Source organism: Bradyrhizobium sp. INPA03-11B, from assembly GCF_040446015.1.
GTDB classification, from domain to species: Bacteria; Pseudomonadota; Alphaproteobacteria; order Rhizobiales; family Xanthobacteraceae; genus Bradyrhizobium; species Bradyrhizobium macuxiense_A.
Genome location: NZ_JASGSR010000013.1, coordinates 63,674 through 76,655, shown reverse-complemented (window position 1 = coordinate 76,655; position 12,982 = coordinate 63,674). Strand labels below are relative to the sequence as shown.

The window sequence follows — 12,982 nt, the reverse complement described above, 5'->3', positions numbered from 1 at the left end:
ATGTCGACCGCTGGAACGGGCCGTTGAATCGAAAAGGACCGTCCCAGGGGCGGTCCTTTCCGGCCGGCTGCAATAGGCCTGTAAAAAATCAAAGGTGAAAAATGCTCTGCAAGTTACGGTAACAACGGCTGAGATTGTATTACGTCCGTCCTATATTTTCAGAAATCCGGATCAATACGGTGTTCTGGCCGTCGAACGAGCCGTAGTGTTTGCGACGGCCCGCGGTCCGCGGATTCGGTTTTGATCCGCCCGCATTGGCACTGTCATCGCTCCTCAAGCAACAGTTGTGAGTAGATGACGTCGCCTGCGACGACGGTCAGGGCGCGCCAAAATGGCACTGCAAATCGAGAGCGCGCTCAATCCTGCCTGGTTCTGCGAGGTCGGCTGCGGGCATAGCCCCTCGAACTCGCCGCATAGGCCTCATTCAATTCTGCCTCCAGGAGTCCTTTGGCGACGATCAGCGCGCGCACCGCGGCGCGGACGTCTCCGTCACAGGCCATGATCACCTGATCTGCAGCAGCATCCAGCGGGTCGATACCCTGAGGCGCGTTTGCATCGGTCTGCATGGTTTGACTTCCAGTTGGCGGCTGCAGTATGTTCTTGTTATGTTCTTTTGTCAATTGTGCGATGCTCATGCGTGCCGTCGCTCGCGCAGGCAGTGTCGAACTGTCGGGGACACCACCGTTGGGGGCTGAGACAGTGCCGGATGGCGCGGGACTGGCGATCCAGAGCGATCTTGCGCGCCGCTGGTCGCGGCCGGGCTCTCGTGAACCGTGCCGCTTCGTGTCACGGCCTCACGGCTTCGATCCCTCGCGCCGGATCAGGGCCGGGTTGAGTGCACTATGCGGCAACAACTGCAAAGCTGCTTTTCCCGCTCGCGACTGCGATGGCTTTGGCTTCACGATCGAAATTCCTGCGCAAGGCGAAATACAAGCCGAACCGAAAACACGTCTGCCTGGCCAAATGCCGACCCTCGTACATCAGTTTTTTCGACTGCCATGCGGTATCTCGCTACACGAGCAGGCGCGGTTGCTACAGCGTCAAGTTGTCACACAACTATCGTCGCGTGCGTCGCAATTGCGGCAAGTTCCGCTTGCAGCCAAGCTCAATTCGAGCTCGCTCAAAATTGCCTGCGTTCGAAATACGAGCTCATAAGGCATTGCAATCACCGCGATTTGGCTAACGCCGTGACCGTATCTGAGGTTGCATGCATGCAGCGTTCGAATCCAATCGCACGGCTTCCCGAAAATTCGAGTCACAATTTAGTTCGATTGTCTCGCGAATCCGCGCATCGGCGATTTAAACAACCTTAGGCTTTGCCGCCCTAGTTCGCTTCTGGACGCGACAATGCGTCTCGATAGAAACTGGGCAGGTGCAATGATGAAGACTGTTTTTAGTGCATTCTTAAGGGATGAGTCGGGCGCTACGGCCATTGAGTACGGGCTGATTGCGACTGGCATTGCTATTGCGATCATCGGAGCAGTCAGCGGTGTTGGTACGAACCTGAAGACGACCTTCGAGAGCGTTAAAACGGCTTTGACGTCCGGTTAGTGATAGCCTGGCGCGACCCCCTTGACCAAAGCGTTCTCAGCGCGCCGTGGCTGGTCAAGGCGTTGCACCGGGTGTCCTGTGTCACCCGGTGCGTTTGCCCAAAAGATAAACCGATCAAAGTCTGCCTTGGATCAAGCCCAAGAAAGTAACCGGGTGTGAAGTCGCCCCGACCAACAGCAGTTCAGGTTGCTGGAGCGCACGCCCCAGCGCCGGCGCGGTCATTCGTGAATGCCTAGAGCAAAAAGGCCGGAGGTCAATCTTGCAAGGCGGTCGGCGCGCGGAAAGTGTCCATGGGCCACACGCCGACATCCAGTGGACGCCATGGATGGTCCCTAGACCCTTATGGAAAATCGGTCGAACGCGGTGAGTGTCTGGGTCCGTATCTCGGCGTCTCTTTGATAGATCGTTCCCTGGAGGTATTCGATTTCGGCAGCCTGATCCGGTTCATCGACGTCGATGTACCAGGACCGCGGCCGGCCATCGGCGCCGTCGCTCCAGCGATAGCCGCGCCGTTTGAGCTCGTCCTTGAGTTCGAACGGCGATTGCTCGGCCCAGACCCTGACCGTCTTGCGGCGGGCCCGTTCCAGCAGAACGGAGAGCACGGTGCGGTCGAGCTGGGGCAGGGTGATCGCGAGGATCTCGAGCAGCGCCAGGCAATCGTCGACCGCCCGGTGCGCCTCATGAAACAACCCGGCCTTCATCAGGAGATAGGACAGGCGCGACCCCTCGAAACCGTGGCCGCGCCATTCGACCTCGCTGACTGAGCAGGCCCAGGCCTTGTGCGTGAACAGCGGCGCGTAGCGCTCCATGAACTTCCGATCGAAGCTCGCGTTGTGCGCGATGACCACGACCGCATCTGCGGCGAACTTCTTGATGCGCTCGTCATCGAGGCTGTGGCCTTCGACCATCCCGTCGGTGATGCCGGTCAGGGCGGTGATCTCGGCGGGAATTGCGATCGATGGCTGGTTGAAGCAGCTGAAGGTATCGATGACCCGGCCGATCCGTCCGTCGGGAAGATACGTGAACTTGACCATCCCGAGCTCGATGATCTCGTCGCGGGCGGTATCGAGGCCGGTGGTTTCGACGTCGAGCAGGATCGCGGTCTTGGTTGATTGTCCGTCGCTTGGGGCAAATTCGGAGCGGGGAACCAGCCGCCGCAAGACCCGGTAGTCGGACGACTGCTCAAGCAAGCCGGCGATTTCGGAGAGGGGCGGCTGGACGGTCATATCAAGCGGCGGACGATCATTTTGGTTGAAAGCTCGCCAATCTACCCGATCGGGCCGGTCCCGGCATCAGATGCCTGTGGATAGGATCATGGGCGGATGGATAGCGCCCGAGCAGCGCGACAGCCTTTCACGCTTGGAACTGGCAGGGGGCGGAGCCGGTTTGCGCGCCGTAGGATGCGGGCGGGCTCTCTTGAACCGTGCCGCTTCGCGTCACGGTAGGGTAGGCGTGGAACACCTCCGCGGAGGATGTCCCTACGCCTCCCCCCAAACCGTGCGGGCACCTTTCAATGCACACGGCTTTCCGTACGCGCATGCTCTCGAAGTGATTCAATTCTTCTCTAAATGGTAGCGGCCTGCATCAGCAGAACCTCTCCGTCAAAGAATCTCTTCTACGCATACTGCAAATGCCGTTGTTAGCGGCATCGTCCTTCCCCCGATCGGAGGCGCTTTCGGTCCGGCCGCCCAGCTTTATACGCATGATCGTCCGCCTCACGGCGGCGGTCCCGGCTATGCGCCGGGCATTTGGGTACTATGACGGCTCCGTCGCCATACAGGTCCTCGAAAGAACCTGCTGCAGGCAATCCCGTAGTTACGTGTGAGGGGAGTTGTGGTGTGTTTAGGTGTCCCATTCGCTTCCTTGACCCACGGATGGCGGTCGTCCCACGCGGACTGGTGGCAAATCACACTGGCCGGTGCGATTTGCCCCGCGTGGCGTAGCGTGTCAGCCGCGTTCGCTACTGCCAGCCCTTTGGCGACTGGAAACTGGGATTCAGGCAATACAGCTTTCACCATGCACACCTTACTCTGTACTCTCCACCGGGCTGCGGCGCTCGGTTTCGAGACGTTTCCCGACATGCTCTGGTCCCGTTCCTCTTTCGAGGTCTCAGTCGTTTCCGACACCGGTAAGTCGGGCAAGTAAGAGCCAAACCAGTAGGCTCCATTCTTTCGAACACTCCCTTCTTCTTCACGCCACAACGGCGCACGCCTTGCGGCTTCGATCCCTCGCCGGCTGCGAGCCGGGATGTAAGCCCGCTCATCAACAGTCTCATCCGTTCTGCAAGATGTGCACGAAACCAGCGCTGCCCAGGCCGGCGTTCTGTTGCAGACCGATGCGAGCACCTTCAACCTGGCGGGGACCGGCACGGCCGCGGAGTTGCCACGTCAGCTCCGCGATCTGGGCTAATCCGGTCGCCCCGAGCGGATGCCCCTTTGACAAGAGACCACCAGAAGGATTGACGACTATATCTCCTCCATAGCTGCCGCGGCCCTCGAGTATGAAGCGTTCGATCTCGCCGTCGGAACAAAAGCCAAGGGCTGAATACATCAGTGCCTCGTTGCTGGTGAAGCAGTCGTGCAGCTCGACGACGTCAATGTCTTTTGGTCCAACTCCGGCAGTCTCATAAGCTTTGTCCGCAGCGTCCTTGCCGAGCGCACGGAACATCAGATCCAGTGGGTTGCCTGCAAAATGTTCGCTCCGATCACTCGTCCATCCAGACCCGATAACACGTACATTGGTCGGCAGACCGTGCCGCGCCGCGAATCTGGGGCCGCACAGAACGGCAGCTGCTGCCCCACAGCTCGGCGGGCAAGCGAATAGCTTGCGAAGGCCTCGAAAGAGCAAGGGGCTCGCGAGGACTTCATCTTCCTGCAGCGGTGTCCGGAACAGCGCATGGGAATTGGCTGCGGCGTGACGGCGCGCCTTAACGGCAATCTTGGCCAACGCTCGATCGCCGACTCCACACTGGTTCTGCAGCAGCTCGACCTGACAGCCAAAGAGCTGGATCGCCGGCGGTCGTGTGCGGTCGTTGGTGCTGAGGCTCATCATCTCTGCCACGCGGCTCAGATGCGGGCCGACCGGAGTGGGACGATCGCCGAATACGACATCGAGTGCGCCCGGAGCCATCTGCTCAAATCCGAGCGCAAGGACACATGCGTCCGGCTCGTTGCGGACTGCCTCGACGGCAAGCGCGAAGGCGGTTGAGCCACTTGCGCAGTTATTGTTCACGTTGACGATCGGGATTCCCGTTGCGCCAAGGTGGCCAAGCGCGGCTTGGCCAGCGCAACTATCGCCGTACACGTAACCAGCATAGGCTCGTTGCACGTTGGCATAGACGACGCCGGCGTCCTCCAGCGCAGCGCCTGCGGCTGTCGCACCCATAAGATCGTAGGTCTGGCCTTGACCGGGCTTGGTGAAGGGGATCATGCCAACCCCCGCGATCAGGACATCAGTCATGCTGCTCCACCTTAGTTCACTGCGCGCGTCCGCCCGTGCCAGTAGGCTGCCCTCAGCTCGGCCTTGAGCACCTTTCCGGCCGCGCTGCGCGGCAAGTCATCGACAAAATCCACGCTCTTCGGTGCTTTCACACCGCCAAGAGCCCGCTTGACCAAGGCTATTAGTTCGGCCTCAGTCGCTTTGGCTGCAGTTTTCAGCTGGACCACAGCCTTTACGGCTTCGCCCCACTTTTCATCCGGGACCCCGATCACAGAGCAGTCCTGCACGGCCGGGTGGCTGGTCAGGATCTGCTCGATCTCGTTAGGAAAGATGTTGAAGCCCCCCGAGATGATCATGTCCTTCTTCCGGTCGACGATCGTGACGTAACCGTGCTTGTCCATCACGCCGACATCGCCGGTGTGGTGCCAGCCAAACCGGCGGATAGCCGCCGTTGATGCAGGGTCCTTGTAGTAGCCAGGCGTAACGAGAGGCCCGCACACACAGATCTCGCCGGGGCTGCCACGCGGCTGCTCTGCGCCGTCCTGATCGAGGATGGCAACCTTGTTCCACACGCCGGGCCGTCCGACGCTATGCAGGCGGTCCAGGTCGATTTCGCCGGCCGCGTTCAGATAATCCCATGGTGCCTTGAGGCAGATCGCGGCCGGACATTCGGCCTGACCGAACGTTTCGGACAGTACCGGCCCGAATACTCTTATGGCTTCCTTCAGCTTCTCCAGAGAGGAGGGTGCCGCCGCCACCAGCAGATGCCGCAACGACCCATAGTCATGTCCGCAAAGGTCAGGGTGCGCCAACAACATGTAGAGAACAGTCGGCGGAAGAAAGAGATGGGTGATGCGGTGGTCCTGAATCGCCTCGAGGATGGCGCGGGGATCAGCCTTTGCCATGATGACGTTGCATCCGCCCCGACTGAAATGCAGGCAGCCGAGAATGCCGGCCGAATGCGTCATCGGAGCCACGACAAGATGCCGCGCGCCCTCGTAGTAACCGAAGTGGCTCATGAAATTGCTGAACATAGCCGCGATATTGCGATGAGTTATCATCACCCCCTTCGGCTGACCGGTTGTTCCGCCTGTTGGGAAGATCGCAAACATGTCGTCAGGCGAATATTCGCTGGTGGGGACAGCCGCCTGATCCTGACTCGTCCAGGCCTCGAGCGAGGGGCCAACCAGGCTCTCGGCGTCGAGGCAGACTGTGGCGCGCAATTCAGGGATTTCAGAAGCGAAGTGTTGCGCGTCCCTTTCGTGGACCTTGCTGAAGAACAGCAGCTCACCGTCAAAGCGTCGCAGCAGGTCGGCATTAACGGCGGGCGGATTGCGGGGATTGAGCGGAAGCCAAACTGCATCGGCGCGCATCAGTCCGATCAGCGTCACGAATGCAATGCTGCTATTAGGCGCCAGGATGCCGATTTTGGCGCCCTTGCCAAATCCATGACCCCGAATTGCGGCGGCGAGCAGCCGCCCGCGATGATCGGCCTCTCGGTAGGTCAATGTTTCGCCGCCGGCGAGGTCGTGGAAGGCAACGGCGTCCGGATAATAAGCAACGCCCTGATCGAAATGGTCGATGATCCGCATGGCTATTCGCTTCACACAGGAGCAGTTCGAGGAATGGTACGATTGACGATATATTTGTACCGGATTGGATTTGTCAACTTGGCTCTGGGATGATCGCAGGATGTCGCGCTATATCGGGAAACCCAGGTGAGGAGAGATGAGATGAGCCCAAATACGCGCCGGAGCGAAGACCGACAGCTCCGGCGCCACGAGAAGATCCTCGATGATCTCGAGCAGATTTTCCTTACCGAGGGCTTCCAGACTCCGACCGTTGACGATCTGTGCGCGCGACTGCGGTGTTCGAAGCGCTCTCTGTACGAAATCGCCCGCGGCAAGCCCGAGCTCTTTCTGGTGGTCTTGCGGCGCCTGCTCGATCGGATTCGCCGGCGCGGCATGCGCGCCGCTCTCGAGAATGAAGATCCGCAGGCTCGTATTCTCGCCTATTTGCAGCCGGGCATCAGCGAGAGCTCCCGAGCGACACAGCAGTTCAACGAGGAATTGCGAGCCTTCGAGCCGGCTCGTCGGATGCTTGAAGAGCATCAACGGGAGCGGGTTGCAGTGCTACGTGATCTCATTGAGGACGGCATTCGTAAAGGGCTCTTCCAGCCGTTGCACGCGCACCTGGCTGCTGAAGTCTATTTCGCCGCCGCAAGGCTCATCAATCAACCCGAGGTGCTTGCCTCGGCCGGGCTCACGATGAGTGAGGCGTTCGCCGAGCTTCCAGCTCTCCTCTTCCAGGGCCTGTTCAAACGCGAAAATGCGGCGCCGCGGGGCGAGACGCCGAAAAAGCGCTAATCGGAAAATACCAGCCCAGAGGCAAAGACTGGAAACGTGGTGCCGACTCAAGGGCACTACACGCTATCGCTCCCGCACGCCCGCAGAACAAAACTTGAGCGAGCTACTTGACAAATCGTTCGGTACGAAAATAACGTAGTTCGTACCAAATGGCATGGCGAAGCAAGCTGTTGCCGATAGGGAGGCGGAATGGCGCAGCCGGTCGACGGTTCGCCATGTCGGTCAACTGTGCCCGGAGATCTCCCTTCGGCTGTGCTGCCAATAACAGAGGAGATTCCATGAGACGCATCATTGTCGGAAATGATCAGAGCGGAAAGTCAGACGTGCTGGCCGTCGACGACCTCTCAACCTTGCCACATCTCGGCTTCAACATTTTTGGCCGCGATCTATGGATCACGCACGAGACGCCGGCTGATCTTTCTTCGTCTCGGGACCCCACGCTCAACGCTCCGGTGCGACACGAGCCGCCAGATGGAGGCACGATCTTTCGTATCGTTCGCTTTGCGCCCAGCGCACAACCGCTTTCGGCTGCGGACGTGGAGGCGATGCATCGATCAATCCAAAGCGTGCACGTGCCGTCAAAGGACGAGATGGCAACCGCAAAGCACAGCTCCATGCACAAGACGGATACCTTGAACTATTTCATGATCGCTTCGGGACGGGTGTGGATGTTGACCGAAGGGCAGGACGTTCTCCTCCAGGCCGGCGATGTGATCGTGCAGAACGGCGGCATGCACGGCTGGCGCAATGACGGCCCCGATGAATGCGTTTTGGTCGGAGTGCTTGTCGACGGGAGGGCCGCGGCGTGAAACTCGTCACCTTCACTGCTGGGGGCTCCCGGTCGGTCGGAGCTCTCCTGGCTGACGACCGTATTGTCGACTTGACATCGTCGACCAGAGCAGACCAGCGAGGCAGGTGGTTCTGTTCGATGCAGGAGATGATTGAGGGAGGCACTGAGGCACTCCGTCTCGCGGAGCAGATCCTTAGCAATCCGCCCCGATCAGCCATTCTGCCGTTGGTGGAAGCGCAACTTCTTGCTCCACTGCCGAGACCGGTTCGCATGCGTGATTGCAACCTGTTTACGGAGCATGTGGAACGCTTCTTTGAGCGCAAGGACCAGCTCGAAGCAGAGGCTGCTGCCGGTTCAGAGCAGGCGGCAGCTCAACTCGCCCTAGCCAAGCGGATGCGCTTTGATCTGCTACTCAAGCGGTTGACCTATTATACGGTCGATCCGCTGTCCGTGTCGGCTCACGAAGAGGATATTGAGTGGCCGGCCTATTCAAAGGCCGCCGACTTCGAGCTGGAATGGGCTGTCGTCATCGGAAAACGAGGCAAGGACGTTCCACTCGAAGCGGCGGCAGGCCACATTTTCGGCTACACGATCTTCAACGACTGGAGCGCAAGAGACGAACAACTGATCCACATGGAAATGGGGATCGGGCCGGGCGGCGGCAAGGATTTTGACGGAGCCAAGACTCTCGGGCCCTGTATTGCCACTCCGGACGAGTTTCGCGACCTCTCCGACGTCCGCATGATCGCGCGGGTCAACGGCGAAGAATGGACCAACCGGTCCTCCCGGCATATGCGCTTCACGTTCGAGCAGGCGATCGTGGAGATGAGCCGCTCTCGCACGATCTACCCTGGCGACATCTTTGCCTCAGGCACGGTGCTCGGAGGCAGCGCCGTCGATCACGGACGGTCGCTCAAGGATGGCGACGTCGTCGAGCTCGAGGTTGAAAGCATAGGGGTCCTGAGGAATCGCCTGCGAATGCGGCACGGCTTGTCTGACCGATAGCGACGTTCCTGAATTCCATGAGAACGAAGACGGCAAGTCAGGCTGAGGAAGGACGATCAATGGATTGACCAGCGGGGGAACAATGGCGGTATGCCGAAGGCCGGGACCTGATCTGCGGTGCATTCGGTGTAGCGTGGGCAATCTCCGGTCGAGATCGCGATCGGGGTGGGAAGCAAGGCGGCATAAGCACAAGTAGTGCCTGCAGCATGACGTGATTGCCGGCGAGGGCGCCGTCGTCACGGATCACGTTGCAATCAAGCAGCCAATAGAAAACGACCAAATCACCAACGGTGATTCCGCTGGCGAGGATAGCTGCGCCTTTGTCTGCGAGGCAGAGCGACCCATCCTGATGATTTCCGGGCGCTGCGAGGCTTTACAGGAAAACGACAAAAACATTGTCAAGGGGAGGAGAGAATGCATCCAGAACGCATCGTCAGTACTCGAACGGAAGGAACGGTCAACGGGAGCGATCTCCGTCTATATTGGCGGAGAGTGGTTCGCTCGGGTTGCCTGGGCCTGGCGTTGCTTGCCGTCAATGACGCGTCGGCTCGTGCAGGGTCCGCAGAGCCAAATGCAAAGGAGGTTGCATCAGTCACTCACAAGCAAAAGGCCGTTGGTCCAAAGGGGAGAACGGTCGATGATACGAAGCGCGCATCGCCGCAAATCAAATCGCCCGTCGCACGAAACCCTGATCCGAAGATCGCCGACGCGATGCGTCAGCGCGAGCAGTTGAACGAGCTGAACAGACGCTATGGGGTAAAGGGCTGGAACATACCGTTTCCCTCCTATGCCGACTCGCTTCTGCGCGACGATGGCGGTTGGCGGTCGGCACTGGCGTCAGCAGGCTTTGGCCTGCAGGTCTACGACCTCGGCATCTTTGAAAGCAATATGCTGGACACGCCGCGACATGTGCCAGGCTACTTCCCGCCCTGTTCTCGCTACTCCCAGGCGACCGGTGCACTGTGTGCGGGAAACCAGACCTATCTCGGTCAGCGTCCAAGCTACATTAATGAGACGATCGCCTGGCTGACCTACGATCTGAGCCGCTGGGGCGTGCCCGACGGGCAATTGATGGTGGCCGGGCTATACAGCACGGGTAACGATGTCGGATACCTTCCCAACACTCTCCAGCTCTATCAGCTGGCCTGGTATCAAACGCTGTTCGACAAGCGGCTCGAGATCAAGTTCGGTTACGTAACCAACACCACCGAGTTCATGGGGACTTTCGTCGGTTCGAATCTGGCCAGTACATTCGGTCCAAGCGGCTCAATTCCGGTGCAGCTGGGGCTCTCGATTGTGCCGACTCCAAGCTTCAGAACGACCTGGCACATCACCGATACGATCTATAATCAAGCCGCCGTGCAACGCAGTCTCCCGATCAACAGTGTCACGGGCAATGTAGTGTTCGACGAAACACTGACGAACCCTTCAGGGTTCAACTGGAGCGGACCGAGGGGAACCGGGGAGCTGTTCATTGACGAGATCGGCTACAAGCGGCCGGCGAGCCCCGGAAACCCGCAAACCTGGTTGCGGCTTGACGTCCTCTACAACAATTCGACCTTCCGCGACTTTTCACATCTTCCGGGCAATCCGTTCGCAACACATGCTGGCAATGTCGGCGTGACCGTCCTGGCCGATCGGCAACTATGGCAACAGGATCCGTCGTCACCGCTGACGGCGCACCGCGGCATCTATGCGGGCATGTCGTTCATGTACGCGCCACCCGAGACGACGGGCATCTCTCAATATTATGAGGGCCGAGCGTACTGGATCGGACCGTTTGACAGCCGCCCAACCGACATGTTCTCGGTCGTCACGGCTCGAAACGTCGTCAGCCATTATCTGGCGGACGCGACCAACCAATTCTCACGCCTTACCGGAGCGTTTGCGGCGCGGACCTCCAATTCAGTCACCGCGACATACACTGCGCATCTCATGCCCGGTCTCTGGGGAACCATCGGGGTAGGCTATACGGATCATCCAAGCCTGGCGTACTTCAAGACCGAGGGGCCCTCTCTCAATGTGCTCGCATCCCTGCTCGTAAACATGTAGCAGCGCGTCACCTGAAGCCATCGATTGGATCGTCGGGTCGCGATCCAATCGATGGAGAACGCATCCATTGCTGGAGCAGGCCGGGGTGTGGGCCGCTGCTTGCGGCGCCGGAGGGCGAAAGCAGCTCGTTTGGTCCTGTGGCACGCTTCGTGTTTCTCCTTATGGCCGGCTGGCCGATGGCTCGATGATAAAAGCAGTGAACCGGTCATTTCAGGAGTTCGTCGATGCAATCTGGACGGCAGACGACGAACAAGGGTTCGAAAGTGTCGCAAGGCGCGTGACCCGGCGCCTCGGATTCCGATGGTTCGCCTATCTGCAGATCGCGAACCAGGCGCCCACGCTCGTTTCCTCCTATCCGAAGGCCTGGACCAGCCGATACTTTGAGCTCGGCTATCAACAGCTTGATCCCGTTGTGCGTCGGGCTCGTCACGAAAACGATGTTTTCTGCTGGGGGGACGGTGCACCGAAGCCCGCGGGAACAAGGCAACAGCGCAACTTCTTCGATGAGGCCATGACGTTCGGTATCAGATCCGGCGTCACCGTCCCGATCAAAGGCGGCTTTGGACGGATGGCAGCGTTCACTCTCGCAACTGACGAGCCGGTTGCCTCGACAAGTCGACTGGTCATCGATGCGAAGCTCGCAGTTCACCTTGTAGGCCTCTATTTTCACACCCACGCGGTCGCCCGACTGCGAAGGCCAACGCAGGGCAGCAGCGTTCTTACCCAGCGCGAGCGCCAATGTCTTGCCTGGGTCGCACAAGGCAAGACTGTCGCGGATATCGCCGTACTTGTTCAGATATCGCGCCGCACGGTCGTATTCCATCTCGAGAACGCCCGGCGCAAGCTGGATGCCGCCACAATCGCCCAGTGCGTCGGCGAAGCGCTGCGCCGGGGATTGTTGCCCTGAGTTCATTGCGAGCGGTTGGAATAACAACCCACATCTAAGCAGACCTCTCGTCTGCTGAAGAGGTGTCCTCGATTGCTGAGCTTGGGCTTATCTTTGCTAAAAGTGGCGTTGGCTTCCATTGGATCGGCTTTCGACCTGCAAGATTCGACAGGCGCATGGTCTGTATACCTCTGGTTCTGTGACCTCCTGTTATCAATCAGGAGGTCACCATGCATGTCGTTGCTCTCCGTCATCATCAATTCGGGCGGCATCTCGATCTACTCGCGGCGATGTTTCGTCTTCGCCGGCGGGTGTTCAAGGATCGGCTCGATTGGACTGTGTCTGTATCGGGCGAGTTCGAAATGGACATCTATGATGCTCTCAACCCGACCTATCTTCTGATTACGACCGAAGACCGGGACGTCGTGGCATCCGTTCGGCTGCTGCCGACCACGGGGCCCACCATGTTGGCCGATACGTTTCCTTCCTTGCTGGGAAGCCAGCCGGCGCCGCGAAGTGACCAGGTCCTGGAGAGCTCGCGGTTTTGCGTCGACACCGCTCGCGCTGCCGAGTCGACAGGGAGCGGGCTCAATCGCACGACTTTCTTGCTCTTTGCGGCCATGATCGAGGGGATGCGGGCCGCCCAAGCCGATGCGATCGTGACCGTCACCGACATGCGCATGGAACGAATTCTTCGGCGCGCTGGATGGCCGCTGGAGCGGATCTCGACGCCGCAGAGGATTGGCCAAACCATGGCATTGGCGGGCTTGCTGCACAATTCCGATGCGGCACTCGCTGCAATGTACAGACAGGCAACCGTTGAAGGGCCCGTGCTCAGGGAGGAGCCGCTGCCTCTCGCAGCCGCGTGACCTAGATACGTTCTGCCTTCAATGG

The 12,982-nt window shown here is 59.6% G+C and carries 11 protein-coding genes; 7 read left to right on the top strand and 4 right to left on the bottom strand.

The features are described from left to right. Positions 1-356: 356 nt before the first annotated feature. Complete coding sequence (locus QMZ05_RS07890; RefSeq protein WP_353700282.1) at positions 357-635, bottom strand: hypothetical protein; 279 nt, start codon at positions 633-635, stop codon at positions 357-359. A gap of 745 nt (positions 636-1,380) precedes the next feature. Between QMZ05_RS07890 and QMZ05_RS07885 the strand changes: the two genes are divergently transcribed. Next, positions 1,381-1,551: a Flp family type IVb pilin gene (locus tag QMZ05_RS07885; RefSeq protein WP_353700303.1), complete on the top strand. Its 171-nt coding sequence runs from the start codon at positions 1,381-1,383 to the stop codon at positions 1,549-1,551. A 332-nt stretch (positions 1,552-1,883) separates the two neighbouring features. On the opposite strand, the gene QMZ05_RS07880 is transcribed toward QMZ05_RS07885, so the two are convergent. From QMZ05_RS07880 to QMZ05_RS07870, 3 genes are all read right to left on the bottom strand, one after another. Then, positions 1,884-2,777 (bottom strand): 3'-5' exonuclease, encoded by an 894-nt coding sequence (locus QMZ05_RS07880; protein WP_353700281.1) that lies wholly within the window; start codon positions 2,775-2,777, stop codon positions 1,884-1,886. Positions 2,778-3,822: 1,045 nt separating this feature from the next. After that, on the bottom strand, positions 3,823-5,010 hold the full coding sequence (locus QMZ05_RS07875; RefSeq protein WP_353700280.1) for a lipid-transfer protein: 1,188 nt from the start codon (positions 5,008-5,010) through the stop codon (positions 3,823-3,825). A gap of 11 nt (positions 5,011-5,021) precedes the next feature. Beyond that, entirely contained in the window at positions 5,022-6,581 is a 1,560-nt protein-coding gene (locus tag QMZ05_RS07870) for an AMP-binding protein (RefSeq protein ID WP_353700279.1), read from the bottom strand. Between the two features lie 141 nt (positions 6,582-6,722). On the opposite strand from QMZ05_RS07870, the gene QMZ05_RS07865 reads away from it, so the two are divergent. The 6 genes from QMZ05_RS07865 (at position 6,723) to QMZ05_RS07840 (ending at position 12,957) form a co-directional block, all read left to right on the top strand. Beyond that, a complete protein-coding gene (locus QMZ05_RS07865; RefSeq protein ID WP_353700278.1) occupies positions 6,723-7,355 on the top strand; it encodes a hypothetical protein in 633 nt (210 codons plus the stop codon). A 278-nt stretch (positions 7,356-7,633) separates the two neighbouring features. After that, entirely contained in the window at positions 7,634-8,164 is a 531-nt protein-coding gene (locus tag QMZ05_RS07860) for a cupin domain-containing protein (protein ID WP_353700277.1), read from the top strand. A 119-nt stretch (positions 8,165-8,283) separates the two neighbouring features. Further along, positions 8,284-9,150: a fumarylacetoacetate hydrolase family protein gene (locus QMZ05_RS07855; protein WP_353700276.1), complete on the top strand. Its 867-nt coding sequence runs from the start codon at positions 8,284-8,286 to the stop codon at positions 9,148-9,150. Between the two features lie 414 nt (positions 9,151-9,564). Further along, positions 9,565-11,202 (top strand): carbohydrate porin, encoded by a 1,638-nt coding sequence (locus QMZ05_RS07850; protein ID WP_353700275.1) that lies wholly within the window; start codon positions 9,565-9,567, stop codon positions 11,200-11,202. 67 nt (positions 11,203-11,269) lie between these two features. Continuing rightward, positions 11,270-12,109, top strand: a complete 840-nt coding sequence (locus tag QMZ05_RS07845) for an autoinducer binding domain-containing protein (RefSeq protein WP_353700274.1) — start codon at positions 11,270-11,272, stop codon at positions 12,107-12,109. A gap of 209 nt (positions 12,110-12,318) precedes the next feature. Then, positions 12,319-12,957 carry an acyl-homoserine-lactone synthase gene (locus tag QMZ05_RS07840; protein WP_353700273.1) on the top strand — a complete coding sequence of 213 codons (639 nt, stop codon included), beginning with the start codon at positions 12,319-12,321 and terminating at the stop codon, positions 12,955-12,957. The last annotated feature ends 25 nt before the right edge of the window (positions 12,958-12,982 follow it).